Origin of the sequence: Janthinobacterium sp. BJB401 (assembly GCF_013372745.1) — a bacterium.
Lineage (GTDB): Bacteria > Pseudomonadota > Gammaproteobacteria > Burkholderiales > Burkholderiaceae_D > Janthinobacterium > Janthinobacterium rivuli.
The window spans coordinates 1-20,184 of the sequence record NZ_JABXFH010000003.1 but is presented as its reverse complement, the minus strand read 5'-3'; the positions used below and the strand labels follow the sequence as shown (position 1 = coordinate 20,184).

Annotated in this window: 18 protein-coding genes; 8 read left to right on the top strand and 10 right to left on the bottom strand. The window is 62.0% G+C overall.

What is annotated here, in order from left to right:
* Positions 1-28 precede the first annotated feature (28 nt).
* From bioD to HWE17_RS03035, 7 genes are all read right to left on the bottom strand, one after another.
* Complete coding sequence (gene bioD / locus HWE17_RS03065) at positions 29-820, bottom strand: dethiobiotin synthase (protein ID WP_176387783.1); 792 nt, start codon at positions 818-820, stop codon at positions 29-31.
* Entirely contained in the window at positions 810-2,006 is a 1,197-nt protein-coding gene (gene bioF / locus HWE17_RS03060) for an 8-amino-7-oxononanoate synthase (protein ID WP_176387782.1), read from the bottom strand. Before bioF ends, bioD begins: the two co-directional genes overlap by 11 nt.
* A gap of 1 nt (position 2,007) precedes the next feature.
* Entirely contained in the window at positions 2,008-3,336 is a 1,329-nt protein-coding gene (gene bioA / locus HWE17_RS03055) for an adenosylmethionine--8-amino-7-oxononanoate transaminase (protein WP_255206096.1), read from the bottom strand.
* A 19-nt stretch (positions 3,337-3,355) separates the two neighbouring features.
* The gene (locus HWE17_RS03050; protein ID WP_176387780.1) at positions 3,356-4,144 is read right to left on the bottom strand and encodes an enoyl-CoA hydratase/isomerase family protein; all 789 of its coding nucleotides are present in this window, start codon (positions 4,142-4,144) and stop codon (positions 3,356-3,358) included.
* A 12-nt stretch (positions 4,145-4,156) separates the two neighbouring features.
* Positions 4,157-5,779, bottom strand: a complete 1,623-nt coding sequence (locus tag HWE17_RS03045; protein ID WP_176387779.1) for a carboxyl transferase domain-containing protein — start codon at positions 5,777-5,779, stop codon at positions 4,157-4,159.
* Positions 5,780-5,819: 40 nt separating this feature from the next.
* Positions 5,820-6,266, bottom strand: a complete 447-nt coding sequence (locus HWE17_RS03040; protein WP_176387778.1) for a YchJ family protein — start codon at positions 6,264-6,266, stop codon at positions 5,820-5,822.
* An 80-nt stretch (positions 6,267-6,346) separates the two neighbouring features.
* Entirely contained in the window at positions 6,347-7,633 is a 1,287-nt protein-coding gene (locus HWE17_RS03035; protein ID WP_099403919.1) for a D-amino acid dehydrogenase, read from the bottom strand.
* Positions 7,634-7,980: 347 nt separating this feature from the next.
* Here HWE17_RS03035 and HWE17_RS03030 point away from each other — a divergent pair, with 347 nt between their 5' ends.
* Positions 7,981-8,721 carry a GntR family transcriptional regulator gene (locus HWE17_RS03030; RefSeq protein WP_035823211.1) on the top strand — a complete coding sequence of 247 codons (741 nt, stop codon included), beginning with the start codon at positions 7,981-7,983 and terminating at the stop codon, positions 8,719-8,721.
* A 2-nt stretch (positions 8,722-8,723) separates the two neighbouring features.
* Here the strand turns inward: HWE17_RS03030 and HWE17_RS03025 are convergent, their stop codons facing one another.
* The gene (locus HWE17_RS03025; RefSeq protein ID WP_176387777.1) at positions 8,724-9,857 is read right to left on the bottom strand and encodes a nuclear transport factor 2 family protein; all 1,134 of its coding nucleotides are present in this window, start codon (positions 9,855-9,857) and stop codon (positions 8,724-8,726) included.
* Between the two features lie 142 nt (positions 9,858-9,999).
* Positions 10,000-11,058, bottom strand: coding sequence for an AraC family transcriptional regulator (locus tag HWE17_RS03020; protein WP_176387776.1), 1,059 nt, complete (start codon positions 11,056-11,058; stop codon positions 10,000-10,002).
* A 187-nt stretch (positions 11,059-11,245) separates the two neighbouring features.
* Between HWE17_RS03020 and HWE17_RS03015 the strand changes: the two genes are divergently transcribed.
* From HWE17_RS03015 to HWE17_RS02985, 7 genes are all read left to right on the top strand, one after another.
* Positions 11,246-12,127, top strand: coding sequence for an N-acetylmuramic acid 6-phosphate etherase (locus HWE17_RS03015; protein ID WP_035823205.1), 882 nt, complete (start codon positions 11,246-11,248; stop codon positions 12,125-12,127).
* Between the two features lie 45 nt (positions 12,128-12,172).
* Complete coding sequence (locus HWE17_RS03010) at positions 12,173-13,483, top strand: MFS transporter (RefSeq protein ID WP_176387775.1); 1,311 nt, start codon at positions 12,173-12,175, stop codon at positions 13,481-13,483.
* 91 nt (positions 13,484-13,574) lie between these two features.
* The gene (locus HWE17_RS03005) at positions 13,575-15,236 is read left to right on the top strand and encodes a glycoside hydrolase family 10 protein (RefSeq protein ID WP_217916684.1); all 1,662 of its coding nucleotides are present in this window, start codon (positions 13,575-13,577) and stop codon (positions 15,234-15,236) included.
* 92 nt (positions 15,237-15,328) lie between these two features.
* Positions 15,329-16,309, top strand: coding sequence for an N-acetylglucosamine kinase (locus tag HWE17_RS03000; RefSeq protein WP_255206095.1), 981 nt, complete (start codon positions 15,329-15,331; stop codon positions 16,307-16,309).
* Entirely contained in the window at positions 16,306-17,106 is an 801-nt protein-coding gene (locus tag HWE17_RS02995; RefSeq protein ID WP_176387773.1) for an N-acetylmuramoyl-L-alanine amidase, read from the top strand. Before HWE17_RS03000 ends, HWE17_RS02995 begins: the two co-directional genes overlap by 4 nt.
* An 83-nt stretch (positions 17,107-17,189) precedes the next feature.
* Positions 17,190-18,092: a LysR family transcriptional regulator gene (locus tag HWE17_RS02990; protein ID WP_176387772.1), complete on the top strand. Its 903-nt coding sequence runs from the start codon at positions 17,190-17,192 to the stop codon at positions 18,090-18,092.
* Positions 18,092-18,706, top strand: coding sequence for a M15 family metallopeptidase (locus HWE17_RS02985; protein WP_176387771.1), 615 nt, complete (start codon positions 18,092-18,094; stop codon positions 18,704-18,706). The genes HWE17_RS02990 and HWE17_RS02985 overlap by 1 nt, the downstream gene beginning before the upstream one ends.
* On the opposite strand, the gene HWE17_RS02980 is transcribed toward HWE17_RS02985, so the two are convergent.
* On the bottom strand, positions 18,707-20,086 hold the full coding sequence (locus tag HWE17_RS02980; RefSeq protein WP_176387770.1) for a sodium-dependent transporter: 1,380 nt from the start codon (positions 20,084-20,086) through the stop codon (positions 18,707-18,709).
* Between the last annotated feature and the right edge of the window lie 98 nt (positions 20,087-20,184).

Genomic DNA, 20,184 nt, shown 5'->3' with positions numbered 1-20,184 from the left:
TTCCTTCGCTTCTATTTTTGGATACGTTTTAAGTGTTGGGGTGCTGCGCCGGCCAGTTGGGCAAGCCGGTGAAATCGAGATAGGACGCCGCCGCTTGTGCGCTCGGCTGCGCCAGGCGCGGCACCCTGCCCAGCAGCGGTGCCGGGATGCGCTCGATCAGCGCATCGATATTTTCGTCGAGGAAGCGCATTTCCACTTCCAGGGTGTTGGCGACCCAGCCGATCACCGTCAAGCCACGCGCTTCGATGGCTTCCACCGTCAGCAAGGCCTGGCTGATGCAGCCCAGGCGCATGCCGACCACGAGGATCACGGGCAGATCGAGCTGCTGCGCCAGGTCGGCCGAATCAAAGCCGGGCGACAGCGGCACGCGGAAACCGCCCACGCCTTCGACCACGACAGCGTCCGAGGCGGCGGCGATTTCCAGGTAGGCGGCCAGGATCGGCACGGATTCAATGCTCACGCCTTCAAGCGCGGCGGCGATGTGCGGCGCCGCCGCTTCCTTCAGCATATAGGGCGTCGTCAGACTGCGCAGCATGGTGACGTTGCCGGCAGCGATCAGGCTGTCGGCGTCTTCATTATGCAGCTCGCCGTCGCGCATTTCGGCGCCGGCGGCCACGGGCTTCATGCCGCAGGCGCGCACGCCACGCGCGACCAGCGCGTGCAGCAAAGCCGACGACGTCAATGTCTTGCCGATTTCCGTGTCGGTGCCGGTGACGAAACAGGCAAAGCGCGACGGCAGGCCGGTGGTTGCCGGCACCGGCTGCACGGCCGGCGCCAGATCCGCCAGCACGTCCGCCACGATAGGGTCATCAAGGCTCATGGCGAGTCCTTTCCAGGGTGTTGACTGCGTTGATCAATTGCGCCACTTCCTGCGCCGTATGGCCGGCCGACAGGGTCACGCGCAGGCGCGCCGTACCGACAGGGACGGTGGGCGGGCGGATGGCGCCGACCCACAGGCCCTGTTGGTACAGTTGCGCGGCGACGGCCAGCATGTCGGCATTCTCGCCGATGATGACGGGCTGGATGGCGGTCACGGAGGGCAAGGCTTGCCAGCGCTGCAGCTGCAAGCCGTCATTCCATTGCGCCACCAGCGCGGCCAGGTGCGTCCGGCGTTGTTTTCCTTCGTCCCCGGCGATGATGTCCAGGCTGGCCAGCAGTGCATGCGCGAGCGCGGGCGCTGCCGCCGTCGTGAAGATGTAGGGGCGCGCCTTCTGGATCAGGGTGTCGATCACGGCTTCGTGTGCGCACACAAAGGCGCCGCCCACGCCGGCCGATTTGCCCAGGGTGCCCACGTATACGAGGTAGGGCGAATGCAGGTCGAAATGTTCGAGCGCGCCACGGCCATTGGCTCCCAGCGCGCCGAAGCCGTGCGCGTCGTCGACCACCAGCCAGGCGCCGTATTGTTCGCACAGGGCCAGCAGCGCGGGCAGCGGCGCCAGGTCGCCATCCATGCTGAAGACGCTGTCGGTGACGACGATTTTCGTCTGTGCCGTGCTGGCCGCCAGCAGGCCCGCCAGGGCCTCGAGGTCGGCGTGCGGATACACGCGGGTTTTCACGCGGGCCAGGCGCGTGCCGTCGATCAGCGAAGCGTGGTTCAGCGCTTCCGAAAAAATCTCGGTATCCGGATCGCCCGCCGACAAGGCGGTCAGCACGGCCAGGTTGGCCATGTAACCGGTGCAAAAATACAGGGCGCGCGCCTGTTCCAGGTTGGCGCCCACGAAATCTGCCAGGCGCTCTTCCAGCTGCGCGTGGGCGCGGCTATGGCCACTGATCAGGTGCGAAGCGCCGCTGCCGGCGCCATACAGGTCGGCGCCTTCTTTCAGCGCTTCCACGATGCGCGGGTGCGCGGCCAGGCCCAGGTAGTCATTGCTGCAAAAGGCCAGCATGGCGCGGCCATCGACCGTCAGGCGTGGCGCGCACGGCGTGTCGACGGTGCGGCGGCGGCGGATCAGGCTGTGCTCTTCCAGCCCCTGCAACTGCTGCTTCAAGCGCGCGATCAGTTCCATCTCAGGCTCCGATCACTTTGTTGAAGACGGCCAGCGTCTGCTGGCCCAGGCCCGCGATTTCTTCGTCGTCGAGGATGTACGGCGGCATCAGGTAGACGGTGGAACCGATGGGGCGCATCAGCAGTTCGTGTTCCAGCGCCGTGCTGAAGAAGCGGCGCGAAAAATCGGGCGCCGCGTCCACCGCATCGAAGGCCCAGATCATGCCCTGCTGGCGGAAGTGTTTTACTTTTTCATGCTGCGCCAGCGGCGCCATGGCGCGCGTGATTTTTTCAGCGCGCACGCGGTTGGTCACCAGCACATCGTCTTCCTCAAAAATCGACAGGGTGGCCAGCGCGGCGCGGCAGGCCAGCGGGTTGCCCGTGTACGAGTGCGAATGCAGGAAGCCGCGGCGCACATCGGTGCTGTAGAACGCCTGGTAGATGTCTTCGCGCGTCATGACGAGGGACAGGGGCAAATAGCCGCCGCTGATGCCCTTCGACAGACAGACGAAATCGGGCCAGATGCCGGCCTGTTCGCACGCAAAGAAGGTGCCCGTGCGGCCGCAGCCAACGGCGATTTCATCGAGGATCAAATGGACTTGATAACGGTCGCACAGGGCGCGCACCAGGGACAGGTACAAGGAATCGTGCATGGCCATGCCGGTGGCGCATTGCACCAGCGGCTCGATGATGATGGCGGCGATCTTGTCGGCTTTTTGCTGGAACAGTTGCTCGACTTCGGCGGCCGTGCGGCGCGCCACATCTGCAGCCGTTTCACCTTTGGCCGCCTGGCGGAAGTCGGGCGACATCACCGTCTGGGTGGCGCGCAGCAGGGGGCCGTAGGCATCCTTGAACAGGGCGACGTCCGTGACGGCCAGGGCGCCGATGGTTTCGCCGTGGTAGCTGCCCTTCAGGCAGACGAATTCCTGCTTTTCACTCTTGCCGCTGTTGCGCCAGGCGTGAAAACTCATTTTCAGGGCGATTTCCACGGCCGATGCCCCGTCGGACGCGTAAAAGCTGTGGCCAAGCACGCCGCCGGTGAGCGCAGAGAGCTTTTCCGACAGTTCGATCACCGGTTCATGCGTGAAACCGGCCAGCATCGCGTGTTCCAGCCGGTCCAGCTGGTCCTTGAGTTCCGCATTGATGCGCGGATTCGCATGGCCGAACAGGTTCACCCACCAGGAGCTGATGGCGTCCAGGTAGCGTCGGCCTTCGTGGTCATACAGCCAGGCGCCGCGGCCATGGCTGACGGGGATGAGCGGTACAGTCTCGTGGTGCTGCATTTGCGTGCACGGATGCCACACGCTGCGCAGACTGCGTTCGACCCAGCCCGATTGTTTTTCTGCTTTCAAAACTGCTCCAATGATATTGCTAGCCCATGAGCCAGCTCGGCTTGCGCTTGTCGAGGAACGACTGCACGCCTTCGCGGCCCTGTTCCGACGCGCGGATCTGCGCGATGCGCTCGGCGGTGTCCGCCAGCAGCGCATCGTTGACCGGCTGGCCGACGATCTCGCGCACCAGCGTTTTCGCTTGCGCCACGGCGTGCGGGCTGTTGCCCGTCAGCGCTTTGAGCACCTCCGCCGTTTTCGCGTCCAGCGCGCTTGCTTCGACTACCTCGTGGGCAAAGCCGATGCGCAGCGCTTCCTGGGCGGAGAATCGCTCCGCGGTCAGGAAATAGCGGCGTGCCGCGTTTTCGCCCATGGCCTTGATGACATACGGTGAAATAGTGGCCGGGATCAGTCCCAGCCGCACTTCGCTCAGGCAGAAATGCACGTCTTCCGCAGCCAGAATGATATCGCATGCGGCGACGAGGCCCATGCCGCCCGCATAACAGTCGCCCTGGATCTTCGCCACGACGGGCTTGGGACACAGGTAAATCGTGCGCAGCATCTGCGCCAGCTGCAGCGCGTCGGCCTGGTTTTCGGCATGCGTGTAGCCTGCCATCTTCTTCATCCAGTTCAAGTCCGCACCGGCGCAGAAGGCCGCGCCATTGGCCGCCAGCACGATGGCGCGCACCATGTCGCTGCGCCCCAGGCCCTCGAAGGCGCGCGCCAGTTCGGCGATCGTCGTCTCGTTGAAGGCGTTGCGCACGTCAGGGCGGTTCAGGGTCACGGTGGCGACATTGCCCTCGATGACCAGCTTTAAGGTTTCAAATTCCATGGTTTTTTCCCCTTACATGCGGAATACGCCGAACTTCGTGTCCGGGATTTCGGCGTTGAGCGCGGCCGACAGGCCCAGGCCCAGCACCATGCGGGTGTCGGCCGGGTCGATCACGCCGTCGTCCCACAGGCGCGCGGTGGCATAGTACGGGTGGCCCTGGTGTTCGTATTGATCCTTGATCGGCTGCTTGAAGGCCGCTTCCTCGTCCGCGCTCCACTCGCCGCCCTTGCCTTCGATGCCGTCGCGCTTGACGGTCGCCAGCACGGACGCCGCCTGGTCACCGCCCATGACGGAGATGCGCGCATTCGGCCACATCCACATGAAACGGGGAGAAAACGCGCGGCCGCACATGCCGTAATTACCGGCGCCGAAGCTGCCGCCGATGATGACGGTGAATTTCGGCACGGCGGCCGTGGCCACGGCCGTCACCATCTTGGCGCCATTGCGGGCGATGCCTTCGTTTTCGTATTTGCGGCCGACCATGAAGCCCGTGATATTTTGCAGGAACACGAGCGGGATCTTGCGCTGGCAGCACAATTCGATGAAATGCGTGCCTTTCAGGGCCGATTCGGAAAACAAGATGCCGTTGTTGGCGATGATGCCGACTTTGACGCCATAGATGTGCGCAAAGCCGCAGATCAGGGTGGTGCCGTAGCGGGCCTTGAATTCGTCGAAATCGCTGCCGTCGACGATGCGCGCGATCACCTCCCTCACGTCGAACGGCTTGCGCGTATCGACGGGGATCACGCCATATAATTCCTGCGTCGGGTATTTCGGCTCGACGGATGCGCGCAAGTCCATCTGCTGTGGTTTTTTACGGTTCAGGTTCGAGACGATGGTGCGCGCCAGCGACAGCGCATGCAGATCGTTTTGCGCCAGGTGGTCGACCACGCCGGACAAGCGCGTATGCACGTCGCCGCCGCCCAGGTCTTCTGCCGTTACCACTTCACCGGTGGCCGCTTTGACCAGCGGCGGGCCGCCGAGGAAAATCGTGCCCTGCTCCTTGACGATGATCGATTCATCGCTCATGGCCGGCACGTAGGCGCCGCCGGCCGTGCAAGAACCCATCACGACGGCGATTTGCGGGATGCCCTTGGCCGACAGGTTCGCCTGGTTGTAGAAGATGCGGCCGAAATGGTCGCGGTCGGGGAAGACGTCGTCCTGGTTCGGCAGGTTGGCGCCGCCCGAGTCGACCAGGTAGATGCACGGCAGGTTGTTCTGGTCGGCGATTTCCTGGGCGCGCAAATGCTTTTTCACCGTCATCGGATAATACGTGCCGCCCTTGACTGTAGCGTCATTACACACGATGACGCATTCCTGGCCCGAGACGCGGCCGATGCCGGTGATGATGCCGGCGGAAGGCGCCGCATCGACGCCCTTGGCGTCCTGGTACATGGCGTAAGCCGCCATCTGGGAAAACTCGAGGAAGGGCGTGCCGGGATCGAGCAGCATCTGTACGCGGTCGCGTGGCAGCAGTTTGCCGCGCGCCAGGTGCTTGGCGGCGGCCGCCTCGCCGCCGCCGGCCGCGATCTTTTCCACCTTGTCGCGCAAATCGTCGACGATGGCTTGCATGGCCGCGGCATTGGCCTTGAAATCTTCACTGCGCGGATTGAGTTTGCTTTCGATGTGCGGCATTGCGGTTCCTTTTTATGATCGCCCGGTCTCTCGGGTCGCGCTATTCGGGAAAACTGCCGTCGAGATAAAACCAGCGCAGGGCGCCGCCGTCACCAGCTTCACGCACGAAGCGGCTCACTTCATGCAGGCGGTGCGCGCGGCCGTTGACCTTGTAGCGGGCCACGAATTCGACGCTGTCGCGGTGTATCTCTTCGGCTTGATCTGCTGATACTGCTTTACGTTGACGTAAACGTAAAGCAGATTTTACCTCAAGTCCCAGCCAGTGGACTTTTTCTTCTTCGGCAAATAAAGCATCGGTGGGACGGGTGCTGGCATGCCAGGTGGCAAGCAGATACGCTTCGTCGCGCAAGGTGAACGCCGTGTAGCGCGAACGCATCAGCGTTTCGGCTGTGGGCGGCAAGGCGTCGCCCGCGATGTACGGGCCGCAGCAGCTGGCGTAGGAGGCGCCGCCACAGGGGCAGGCGGCAGATGTCGAGAGTGTGGGCATGCGCTGGCAAATAGGGGAACTGAAAAGTTCCGCAATTATCCGCCATATCGGCAACGGCGCGTGCGCGCCGCCTTGACTGGCTATTTTTTCGGACTGAGGAAGTCCAGCGCGAACGGCGGCGCCTTGCCGGCCATCAGGTCGGCCAGGATGCGCGCCGTGCCGGCGGCAAAGGTAAAGCCCAGCGGGCCATGGCCCACATTGAGCCACAAGTTGGCCACTTTGCTGGCGCCCACCAGCGGCGCGCTGTTCGGCGTGGCGGGACGCAAACCGGCCCAGGCCGTGGCCTGGTCGTAATCGGCGCCGTGCGGCATGGCTTCGCGCGCCAGCCGCGTCAGGCCGGCGATGCGGTTCCAGTCGATGCTGTTGTCGGCGCCCACCATGTCGACCATGGCGGCCACGCGCAGGTCGCCGCCGATGCGCGCATACAGTACCTTGCGCTCGAAATCCGTGATGCTGATCTCGGGCGCCCGGTCCTGCGCGCGGATGGGCGCCGTCAGGCTGTAGCCTTTCAGCGGATACAGGGGCAGGTAAATGCCTGCCGTGGCAGCCAGGTCGCGGCTCTGGATGCCGGCCGCCAGCACATAGTGATCCGCTTGCAGCAGGCCTAGGCTGGTGTCGACGCCCGTGATCCTGCCCTTGTGCGTGACGAGGCGGCGCGCCTCGCCTTTTAATATGAGCGAACAATTCGGGTGCTGCAGCAGGCGGGCTTCCAGCGCCAGGCAAAAGGCGTGGCAATCGGCCACCGCTTCGCCGGGCGTAAAAATGCCGCCCGCCAATGAATTCTGCAGGGCGGCCAGCGCCGGTTCGCGCTGTACCGCCTCCGTCGGCGACAAGACGACGCGTGCCTCTTCCGACTCGGGCCGCGCCACGGCCCGCTGAAAGATGGCCAGTGAACGGTAGACGATGAGCTTGCCCGCATCGCGGCGGGCATACGCTTGCGGCGGCACGGTCAACTCCAGTTGCGCCATGCCGGCGCGGCTCAGTTCGCCTAATTCCAGCAGCTTGGCCGTCGTGCGGGCGTTGCTGGCGCTGTTGCAATTGCGCAGGAAGCTGGCCATCCAGCGCCATTGGCGCCAGTCGGCCTCGGGACGGAAGCGCAGCGGACCATCTTTCTGCAGCAGCCACTGCAAAGCTTTGAAGGGCACGCCCGCGTCCGCCAGCGGGGCCACATAGCGATAGCTGAGCTGGCCGCCATTGCGGTAGCTGGCGGCGACCGCCACCTGTTCATTGCGCTCCAGTACCGTGACCTTGTAGCCGGCCTCGGCCAGCCACCAGGCCGATGTCAGACCGACGACGCCGCCGCCGATGATGATGACGTGTTGCTGCATGTTGCCTCGCTGCGTTGCGCCCCCATGGTGCGGGAGCATTCGGGAAGAGCTTAGAGGCTGGCCGCCAAGGCAGCCAATGAAACATCATGGTGCAGCCATAACTTTCAGGAATGCACCATTTCAAGGCAAGGATGGATGGTTGTCTATCGCACTACGGTAGAGCGCCGTGAGTATCAATTCCTCGCTGCGCAGCCAGCATAGGGCTGGATGGTTTCCTACGCTAATGAAAATTGCTTATTTGTCTACAATGCAAAGCTATACGTACGGTAAAACATCGTTTTTTTAAATGTATAACCGTTATTTATGGTCATTTTCCATTTATTCATGGGTGGACGGGCTACGCGCAGGCGCCATCGCTATTACACTAGGAGGACAAGGAGAACTGTATGAGCCAGACCAGCGTAGAACTCAAGGTCGATTTAAATGACAATTCGCCTTTATATATGCAGATCGCCCGCAAGCTGAGCGATGATGTACGCAACGGCCGCTACCAGGTAGACCAGGCCCTGCCATCCGAACGTACCCTGTCCGAACTGCTCGACGTATCGCGCGTGACTGCCCGCAAGGCCATCGACCAGCTCGTCGAGCAAGGCCTCGTCGTGCGCCGCCGTGGTTCGGGCAACTATATTGCCCCGCGCATCGAGCAGCCGCTGTCGAACCTGTCGAGCTTTTCCGAGCAGTTGCAGCAGCGCGGCTACCGTCCCGGCTCGCGCTGGCTCAAGCGCGAAGTCGTCATCGCCAGCAGCGATGAACAGCTGAGCCTGGGCCTGGCGCAGAACACGAAGGTGGCGCGCCTGGAACGATTGCGCCTGGCTGACGATGTCGTGATGGCGTATGAGGTCAGCGTGCTGCCTTTCAGCGTGGTGCCGGATCCGGCCGCCATGGGCGACTCGCTGTATGAATACTTGAGCAGCATCAAGAAGGCCCCCGTGCGCGCCTTGCAGCACATCCGCGCCATGAATGCGACGGACGTGCTGGCCAAGCAACTGGGCATCCCCGATGGCCAGGCCGTGCTGTTCATCACGCGCATCGCCTATCTGGAGACGGGCGAAGCGGTGGAACTGACGCATTCGTATTGCCGCAGCGATCATTACGATTTTGTGGCGGAAATGCGCCGCGCTCCATAAATCTACTGTTCGAGCAGGCGGATCATGGATTCGGCCACGCCGACGGACGACTCCCAGCTCATGCCGGTCACCAGCCGGCCATCGACCTCGACGTGGCTCTGTCCGTTGGCGCCGTGCCTGAAGATGCCGCCATGGCGCTTGATGCTGGCTTCCGCCGAAAAGGGATAAGCCTTGTATACCGGTGATTCCTTGTTGAGATACGCATCGGGGAAGGAGGTGAGCGTCTTGCCCTGGATCAGGAAAGTACCGTCGCTGAGCTTCAGGTTCTTGATGCCCTCGGTGCCATGGCAGATGGCCGCGATCACCCCGCCCTGTTGTTCGTAGATACGCAAGGCGATGTCCTGCAGCGGCTTGTTGTCCGGGATGCCGACGATGGCCGCGCCGCCGCCGACGAAAGCCATGCCCGCATACTCGTCCGCCCTGACCTCGGCGACGGGCCTGGTATGGGCCAGTGCCCACATGAAATCACTGTCGTACAGATACTTCTTGAGCAGCGCGTCCGACGTGACGATCATTTCCAGGGGAATGGCGCCCCCCTCGGGACTGACAAAGTCGACCGTGTACCCTGCTTTGCGAAAGACATCATAGGTATAGGCAAGCTCGGGAAAATTATTGCCAGCGTTGATTTTTGTGCCTGGATATTCATGCACATTCGACACGACCAGCAGCACCTTGCGTGCCTGGCGCGGGGCTGCCGGCTCGCGATCGGCCGACTTGCTGACGATCTTCCAGTTGCCCGCGATCTTTTTCAACAGAAAGACATCCACATAGCGCACCCCTTGCTGGGGAATGTGGATCTCCGCCTTGGCGGTGGCCACCTTGCCGCTCACCTCCACCTTGAGCAGCCGCCCGTGGCGTCCATTGAATTGCCCTTTTTTCTCCTCGCTAAAGAGTTTGGCGTATTCCGGACCGCTCAACTGCCATTCCGTATTATCTTTGCCGTCCAGGTACAGGCGTGAATTTGCATGGAAGGCCTGGTTGATCTCTTCCTGCACGTTGAAGCTGGTGCCATGCAAATACAAGCGCACGGTTTCCCGGATGGCGTGTTCGTCCTGGTCCGCGGTGGCGGCGGTGCCGACGGCGGTGATGCTGAGCAAGCAACAGGCGAGTATCGTTCGCAATAAAAACTGAATCATGGATTTACCCTGCATATAGAACTGCGTTTATCGGAGCAACGACTATTTCAGATCGCTGGTGGTCGATAAGTTATCGAAATGCAGGGGAATTGATGTCGCCAAACAGGATGTCAGACTCCGGAATGGCGATTCCGGAGCGGTTTTACGCGGAAATGGCCCCGGCCGCCTGGCTGGATTGGGCGCGGAAGCTGGCGGGCGTCTGCCCAGCAACTTTCTTGAAGGTCGAGTAGAACGTGGAACTGGAATTGAACCCGCAGCGCTCGGCGACGGTATCCATATTCAGTTGCGGCTCGCCGGTCAATACCTGTTTTGCTTCGGCGATACGGTATTCGTTGACGTAGGTGGTGAAGCTCTTGCCCAGCTTGTCATTGAGTACCTGCGACACCTGCGCCTGCGTGCATCCGGCCCGCTTGGCCAGTTGGGCCAAAGTCAGATTCGGGTTCAGATAGGATTGTTGCCCGCTCATCTGTTGTTCCAGCGCAGCGAGCACGGCAAGCGCATCGTCTTGCGTCAGGCGGCTATGCTGGTACTTTGGCTTTGGCTCGGCAGGCGTCAAGCTTTCCTTTCTCAGCAAAAAGAGCATGAACGCGACATGCAGCGAGAAGGTGAACGACAAGGCGCCGACAATATAGGACGTGAACGGCGTGCTCGCGTACGCCGCCAGCATGACACAGCTGCCTGCAAAGACGCTCAGCAGGAGCACGCTGCTGGTCGCCATCCGCTGTCCGTCGTTCCACCACGTGCGGCGGCCTTGCCAGAGCAGCCCAGCGGTCGCCAGCAGGTAGCCCAGCCAGAACACATGAATCGCATGGCTCGACAAGTTCCACACAGAACGATACGCCGAATACGGAAAAGCAACGCCAATGCCAATGATCAGGAAGGACAGGCCCAGATGCCAGCGCCATTGTTGTCCGGCAGGCAGTTGCGCGCGCCCGGCCAGAAAAGCGCGCACATACAGATAGGTCAAGGGACCGATCAGCAGGCAGGCCGACAGGCCCAGCTGGCGGAACTCGATGGCGATCGCAGGGTTGAAGTAGAGAAAGGCGGATTTGGCGGTGCGCACCCCGACGGCCAGCAGCAATGCACCGAGCATGCAGTCGGCCAGGCAGCGAGGCCGGCGGCTGAAAAAATAGACGGCCAGGAAAATGCCGTTGATGGCGCCGAGGGCGCTAAACAGGAACAGCAATTGGCGAGCGATCATGGGGCGTGTCGTGGATGTTGGCGTCGAACCCAAGTATAGACACAAACGGGGGCGTATCGAAGTACAAGTAATACGCCACGTTCCTGCATCAGCTATAAACGGCCGTTATGCCCGCCCGCCATCCTTTCATGGCTGATCTTGCTCGTTGGTATTAAGCTGGTTTCACCTTCAACCATGTTCTGAAATCATGTTGAAAACTGAAACCCCGAGCCGGCGGCATCCGGATCTGGACCTGTATCCGGTGGAGCAACTGGTGGCGGCGCTGGTCGATGACCAGTTCTGGGCCGTCGAGGCCGTCCGGTTGGCCTCGCCCGACATCGCCGCCGCCATCACGGCCGCCCTGCCTCGCATCGCTGCCGGTGGGCGGCTGCTGTATGTGGGCGCCGGCACGTCGGGCCGCCTGGGCGTACTCGACAGCGTTGAACTCAATCCCACGTTTTCCTGGCCACCGGAACGGGCCGTCGCCATCCTGGCCGGCGGCGCGGGCGCCATGTTTACGGCTGTGGAAGGCGCGGAAGATGATTTATCGCAAGGTGAGAAGGATTTACTGGCCCTGCAGCCGCAGGTCAATGACGTGGTGATTCTGCTGGCCGCCTCCGGCGCCACGCCGTATGTGCTGGGCGCCTTGCTGGCCGCACGCCAGGCGGGCGCCTTGACGATAGGCATCGCCAACAATGTGGATGCCCCCGTGGCGCACGAGGCGCAATGCGGCATCGTGCTCGACACGGGTATGGAAGTCATTTCCGGCAGCACGCGTTTGAAGGCGGGCACGGCGCAAAAAATCACCCTGAACACGATTTCCAGCGCGCTGATGGTCGGTTTGCATAAAACTTACGGAAACTTGATGGTAGACTTGAAGCCGACCAACGCCAAACTGATCTGGCGGGCGGTGCGTCTGACCATGCACGCCACGGGCGCCAGCGAAGTGCAGGCCAGGACCGTGCTGGAGCAATGCCACTATCACGTCAAGGTGGCGATTGTTGCCTTGATCAAAAAAATCAACACAAACCAGGCACAGGCATTGTTGGCCGGCGCGGACGGCAGTGTGCGGGCGGCACTGGCGGCGTGATCCGATGGCGCGGCATTCTTCTGTCTGGGAGACAAAGAAGGATGTATGGAGCTAGTGAAACAAACCGCCCCGGCGCGCGCGAATACGCCGTCAAATAAGCCGTGGCTGTGGATCCCTTCCCTGTATTTCGGCCAGGGCATTCCCTATGTGGTGGTCATGACCTTGTCCGTGATCATGTACAAGAACTACGGTTTCAGTAACACCGATATCGCGCTGTATACCAGCTGGCTATACCTGCCGTGGGTCATCAAGCCCCTGTGGTCGCCCTTCATCGATATGTACCGCACCAAGCGCTTCTGGATCGTCGGCTTGCAGCTGGTGATCGGCGCCGCGCTGGCGCTGGTGGCCCTGACGACCTCCTTGCCGCACTTTTTCCAGATCAGCCTGGCCATCTTCTGGCTGATGGCCTTCAGTTCCGCCACGCATGATATTGCCGCCGACGGCTTTTATATGCTGGGCCTGGAAGAGCACCAGCAAGCGGCCTTTGTCGGCGTGCGCAGCACCTTTTACCGCCTGGCGATGATCGCGGGCCAAGGCGGCCTCGTGTACCTGGCCGGCTATCTGACGCATGCGACGGGTAATGTGCAGCTGGCCTGGTCCGTCGTGTTCGCCATTCTGGCGGGCCTGTTCATCGCCCTCTTCCTGTATCACTATTTTGTCTTGCCGAAACCGAAGGATGACCGCCCCAGCATCCAGGGCGCCGGTGTTTCTCCGTTGCAGGAATTCGTCGCCACCTTTGCTGCCTTCTTCAAGAAGAAGGATATTGTCGTCATCCTCGGCTTTTTGCTGCTGTTCCGCCTCGGTGAAGCGCAACTGTTGAAGCTGGCGGCACCCTTCCTGCTCGACCCCGTCGCCAAGGGCGGCCTGGGCCTCAGCACGGAACAGGTGGGCCTCGTCTATGGCACCATCGGCGTGATCGCCCTGACCCTCGGTGGCTTGCTGGGAGGATTCATCATTTCCCGCTTCGGCTTGAAGCGCTGTTTGTGGATCATGGTGCTGTCCGTCCACTTGCCCGACCTGGTCTTTGTCTACCTGGCCACCGCATTGCCCAGCAGCATCTATGTGATCGCCGGGGGTATTGCGCTGGAGCAATTTGGCTATGGCTTCGGTTTCGCTTCTTATATGTTGTACATGATCATGGTCTCCGATGGCGCGCATAAAACGGCCCATTACGCGATCTGCACGGGTTTCATGGCCCTGGGCATGATGTTGCCGGGCATGGCCAGCGGCTGGATACAGCAAATGCTCGGCTACCAGCACTTCTTCATCTGGGTCTGCATCGCCACCATTCCTGCTTTCATCATGGCCGCGCTGGTCAAGATCGATCCCGAATTCGGCAAGAAGGCCGAGGCCTGATTCTTTTGAACTGTGCGCCCGCATGGATGGCGGGCGCACAGTAAAATGCCCGCACCGATAGACCTGCGCTTCACCACTGCAAGGAATTGTTTTGTTGTCTACTTTCAAAAAACGCCTGGGCGCCAGCGCCGGCGTATTGGCCGCGCTGGCCACCGCCACATTGCTCAGCAGCTGTACCAGCACCAAGCTGCCGTCCGCGGTGACGTCGGGCGAAGCGGGTTTGCCGGCCGTGCCGCCCGTGCAGCACATCACGGGCGAAGTGCCGCCGCCGGCGCCGCGCGAGTTCCGCGCCGCCTGGGTCTCGACGGTCGCCAATATCGATTGGCCCAGCCGCAGCAATTTGCCGGTTGCCAAGCAGCAAGCCGAAGCGCTGGCCATCCTCGATCGCGCCAAGTCCTTGAATCTGAACGCGATTGTGCTGCAAGTGCGCCCTAGCGCCGACACGATTTACCCGTCGCAGCTGGAGCCGTGGTCGGAATACCTGACTGGCAAGCAAGGCCAGCCGCCATTGCCCATGTATGACCCGCTGGCCTTCTGGGTGACGCAGGCGCATGCGCGCGGCCTGGAGTTGCACGCCTGGTTCAACCCCTACCGTGCCCGTCACGCCACGGCCAAGTCGCCGCTGGCGCGCGACAGTTTCGCGTCCACCAACCCGGCATCCGTCAAGCAGTACGGCCGCTACCTGTGGATGGATCCGGGCGACGCCGCCGCCTCGAAACATACGACAGACGTGGTGCTCGACGTGGTGCGCCGCTACGATATCGATGGCGTACACATCGACGATTACTTTTATCCGTATCCGATCGATGCGCCCGGCGCCGGTGCCGGTGCGGAAACAGCCGCGCTGGACGCAGGCAATGGCGGCGCCAAGCGCGAATTGCCGTTTCCCGATGAGCCTTCCTGGCAGCAATATTTGCTGGCCGGTGGCCAGCTGGACCGCCCTTCCTGGCGCCGCCAGAACGTCAACCAGCTGATTGAAGCCTTGTATACAGGCATACACCGCGAAAAGAGCTGGGTGCGCTTCGGCATCAGCCCGTTCGGCATCGGCCGTCCGGACCGCCGCCCTGCCGGCATCGTCGGCTTCAGCCAGTACGATAAACTGTATGCGGATGCGGAATTGTGGCTGGCCAAGGGCTGGCTCGATTATCTGTCGCCGCAGCTGTACTGGCCCGTGGCGCAGGCGCCGCAAGCGTTTGGCGTGCTGCTCGACTACTGGCTGGCGCAAAATCCGTATGGCCGCCACGTGTGGCCAGGCCTGTACACGAGCCGTATCGACAATTCCGCCAAGTCTTTCACGCCGCAAGAGATCATCAAGCAAGTCGAAGTGACGCGCACGCGCCCTGGCGCGAATGGCCAGGTGCATTTCAGCATGGTGCCTCTGATGCAGAACCGCAAGGGTGTCAGCGACCAACTCAAGGCGAGCGTGTATCAAAGCCCTGCCCTGATTCCCGCCACGCCATGGCTGGGCAAGGAAGCACCGGGCACGCCCGTGCTGGCCTTGCGCCGCGATTCCAGCAGCCTCAACATCAAATTGACGGCGGGCGGCGGCAAAGCCGTGGCGCAATACGCCGTCTGGGCCCGCTATGGCGAAGACTGGCGTTTTACCGTGGTCACGGGCGTGCAAGGCGAGCTGACCCTGGTCGACGATGCCACCGGTAAAGTCAATGCGGTGGTGGTCAGCGCCGTGGACCGCCTCGGCAATGAAAGCCCCCGCGTTACCGTGCGCGCACCATTTACGGTCGCCGCCAAGTAATTTTGCCGGTTACCGGCAATCCATAACCTGCAGGCATGAAACATGCGCAAGCTTTCATGCCTGCAAGCTCCGCTTGGCTTTACACTCATGCCATGATTTCCTTCCCTGCAACCAATATTGACACTGCCGTGCTCGGGCTGGGCATCGACGCGGGCGGCACGCAAACGCGCTGGGCTTTGGCCGGCGCGGATGGTGCCATCGTGGCGGACGGGGCCGTGGAAGGCTTGTCTGCCTTGCAAATGAGCAGCGAAGCAGGCCGCGCAGCCGTGCACGCCACGTTTGCGAAACTGTCTCAGGCTGTGCTGGCTATCGGCCAGCCGCGCGCCGTGGTGGCGGGCTTGACGGGTTTTGGCGGCGACGATGTGACGCTGGCGCAAACGCTGGCCACCTTGCTGGCGCTGGACGCCGTTGACGTGACGATCTGCAATGATATCGACATCGCCTATCGCGACAGTTTTGAACCCGGCGAAGGTTATCTGGTCTACGCTGGCACGGGCTCGATTGCCGCCTGGATCGATGCGGATGGCGTGTTTCACCGCGCAGGCGGGCGCGGCGTGTTGCTCGACGATGGCGGCGGCGGTTACTGGATCGCGCGCGAAGCCTTGCGTCACATCTGGCGCCGCGAAGACGAGGCGCCCGGCAGCTGGCAAGGGTCGCCCATGGCCGAAGCCGTATTTGCGCAACTGGGCGGCAGCGACTGGTCGCTGTCGCGCGCCTTCATGTATGGCCAGGACCGGGGCGCCATTGGCCGGCTGGCGCTGGCCGTGGCCGCCAGTGCCGATGCCGACCCGCTGGCGCTGGACATCTTGCAGCGCGCGGGACAGGAATTGGCGCGCTTGGCGCTAGCCTTGGTATCTCGCCATGGTCCGCGTCCCGTGGTGCTGGCGGGCCGCGCGGCGCAATTGCACCCGGCCATCGCGTCAGCCATGCGCGCCGCTTTGCCTGTATCGTTGACGATGGAACAGAAAGTTGCCCGTCCACATGAAGCGGCGGCCAGGATCGCCGTCAAGGCGGCCGTCAAGAAACAGGTCAAGACTGAACATTTTATTAACCCGAACACGGATCCTTCATGAAAAAAATCGCCCTCGCCCTGCTGGTGGCCCTGCTCTCCGCCTGTACCACGCCCGCGCCGCACCTCGACCACAGCTTGAACGCGCGCGGCCAGAGCCCGCGCGTGAAATTCATCGTCATCCATTACACGGTCAGCGACCTGCCCCGCTCGATCAAGATTCTCACGGAACAAGTGGTCAGCAGCCATTATTTGCTGACGGACACGGACAAGCCGAAGTTTTACGTGCTGGTCGACGAATCGCGCCAGGCCAACCACGCGGGTGTGAGTAACTGGAAGACTTATACACAGTTGAATGTCAGCTCGATTGGCATCGAGATCGTCAACCCCGGTTACAAGGACACGCCGGAAGGCCGTCTCTGGTATCCGTTTCCCCAGGCACAGATCGATGAGCTGATTCCGTTGCTGAAAGATATACAGGCCCGCTACAACATCGCGCCGGAAAATATTCTCGGTCATAACGAGATCGCCCCGCAGCGCAAGCAGGACCCGGGCCCGCTGTTTCCATGGCGCCAGCTGGCCGATGCCGGCCTGATCGTCTGGCCGGACGCGAACCGCGTTGCCGCGCAGCGAATCATGTTTGAGCAGCAAGTGCCGGACGCCGTCTGGTTCCAGAAAAAGCTGGCCCAGCACGGCTATGCGACGCCGAACACGGGCGTTTTCGACGAAGCGACGCGCAATGTGCTGATCGCCTTCCAGATGAAATACCGCAACACCTTGTTCGATGGCACGCCCGATGGCGAAACGGCGGCCCTGCTGGAAGTGCTGACGACGCCGGCCTCAGCTGTTGTTGCAAAGTAGCATAGCCGTTCCAGCCCATGACTTTTTCTTATATGCTGAACGTTGACGGCCCAGGCGGCCACGGCAAGGTAAAGGAATAGCTCATGCGGCTGCGTCATATCGAAGTGTTTCACGCCATCATGCAAGTTGGCACCATCAGCGGCGCCGCCCAGGTGCTGCATATCTCGCAACCGGCCGTGACCAAGGTCTTGCAGCATTGCGAGTTGCAACTGGGCATGCCGCTGTTCGAGCGCGTGCGGGGCAAGCTGTACCCGAAACCCGAAGCGCACCGTCTGTTTGTCGAGACGGAAAAGCTCAACCGCGATTTACTGGGCATCCGCCGTCTGGCGGCCAGCCTGAAGGGCCATGCGGTGGAAACCATCCGCCTGGTCTCCACGCCGACGATCGCCATCAGCGTCTTGCCCTTCGCAATGACGCAGTGGCGGCGCGATTTTCCCCATACGCGTTGCCAACTGGCCACCCATCACACGGGCGAGATCGTCAATACCCTGCGCCTCGGTGAAGCGGACCTGGCCGTGTCGCTGCAAGACCCGCGCCATCCGGGCATCGTGGCCGAACCGCTCGCGCAGGGCGTCATGACGGTGATCGCGCCGGCTGGCACGTGGCGCGCGGCCGATTGCGGCACGCCGTTGACGGCGCATGGCCTGAACGGCGAGCTGATCGGCCATACGGACAATGATCCGCTGGGCGAATTGGTGATCGCCGCCTGCGAAGCGCAAGATATCCACCCCGTGTTTTCTACCGTGGTGCAAACTTATCAAATCGCCCGTTCCCTGGTGGAAGCGGGCGCCGGCATGGCCGTCGTCGACCCGTTTACGGCCGCGTCCGGGTCGCCCGAGCGGCTGCAGCGCCGTCCTTGGGCGCCGACGATCCCGATCCAACTGTATTTATTGACGGCGAGCCACTCGCCGCTGTCGCATGGCGCGCGGCGCCTGGCCGACAGCATCGGCGTGGCGGCGCGCAACTGCCTGGAAAGAGGCGTCTGATGTCTGTTGCAAGTTTGCAATTGGAAGCGGTGAGCAGCGATCCGCAATTTCGCCACCTGAGCAGCATCGCCGGCATCGCCGTCGACTTGCGCTATGCCACGCCCGACAATTTTGTCGGCCGCGACTTATATAGCCCCATCGATTGCGCCTGGCTGCACCGCGATGCGGCCGCCGCCCTGGAACAGGCCGTGGCCTGGCTGGCCGCGCGGCGACCCGATCATCATTTATTGGTACTCGACGCCCTGCGTCCGCAACGGGTGCAGCAGCAACTGTGGGATGCGCTGCAGGGAACGGAGTTGCTCGGCTATATCGCCGAGCCATCGCGCGGCTCGATCCACTCGTTCGGCATGGCGCTCGACATCACCATCGTTGGGCCCGATGGGCAGGAACTCGACATGGGCACGGGCTTTGACGACTTGAGTGAGCGCTCGCACCCGGCGTTGGAGCTGGTGATGATGGAAAGGGGAGAAATTACGCAGGAGCAGGTGGACCATCGCCGATTGTTGCGCGACGCCATGTTCCAGGCGGGCTTTTTCGGCATCAACAGCGAATGGTGGCATTTTGATTGCGGCGACCGGGTGCTGGTGCGCCAGACCTACACCCGGGTTCTTTAATTAGAAGACTTTCAGGCCCTTCAGCATCACGATCAGGATCAATACGGGCGAGACAAAGCGCAGCAGAAACAGCAGCACATGCGCCAATTTTCTGTTCTGCAACTGGCCATGATTGCTGATCGCCTCGATGAAATGCTGCTTGCCCCAGGCCCAGCCGGTAAACAAGGCAATCGCGATGCCGCCTACCGGCAGGAAGATATTCGACGAGACGAAGTCGAACAGATCAAACATATTCAAATTAAACAGCTTGAAGTCCGCCAGGGTGCTATTACTCAGCGCGCATACGGAACCGAGCACTGCCAGCAGCAGCATGGTCACGATGGTGGCCCTGGTGCGCGCCCAGCCAAAGCGTTCATGGAAAATCACCACCGGCACTTCCATCAGCGACAGCATCGCCCCCGTAGCGGCCACGGCGGCCAGGATAAAGAACACCACCATCAGGGCTTGCCCCATCGGAATTTGCGAAAACACGGCCGGGATCGTGATGAATACCAGCGACGGTCCCGCGCTGGGGGCGAAGCCGAACGTGAACACGGCAGGGAAGATGGCGATGCCGGCCAGCATGGAGACGCCGAGGTCGGCCGCCATCACGCGTAAAGTCGTGACGGGGATATCCTGGTCATCGCGGAAATAGCTGCCGTAGGTCATCATCGTGCCCATGCCAACGGACAATTTAAAGAAGGCCAGGCCCATGGCCGTCAGCACGACGGAAGCCGTCAGCTTGGAAAAATCAGGACGGAACAGGAACGCCAGTCCTTCGGCTGCCTTATCGAGCGACAGGCTGACCGCGCAGAGCAGGAGCAACAGCAGGAACAGCAGCGGCATCAGTTTCTTGGCGATCGCCTCGATGCCCTTGGTCACGCCCAGCATCAAGATGCCGCCGATAAACAGCAGCACGCCCCATTGCCACAACAGCGATTGCAAAGGATTGCTGATCAGCGAGGCGAAAGCCGCTTCCGTCACCAGCTTGTCGCTGCTGAGGATGGAGCCATCGATGGCCTTGGCGATATACGCAAACACCCAGCCCACCACTTCAGAATAGAACGCGACGATCAGGAAGGCGGCGACCATGCCAATGACGCCAACGAGCCACCAGGGTTTGCCCTTCGGTGCCAGCTGTTCCATGGTGGAGATGGGATTGACCTTGGCCCGGCGTCCCAGGGTGATTTCCGCGATCATCACGGGCAATCCCACTAATAAGGTAGCGAGCAGATAGATGAGCAGGAAACCGGCGCCGCCATTGGCGCCTGTCAGGTAGGGGAACTTCCAGATATTGCCGAGGCCGACTGCGGAACCGAGGGTGGCGGCGAGGACGCCGAAGCCAGTGGTAAAGCCAGCCCGTTTCAGGGTCAGGCCTGATCCTTGAGCTTGTTGTTTCATGGTGAATCTTCTATGGTGGGACGCGAATTTGCGCTGAGGGGGCGAAATTGTAGCAGTTGGCCGCAAATACCCGGGAAAAGCCTTGCTACTACGTGGGC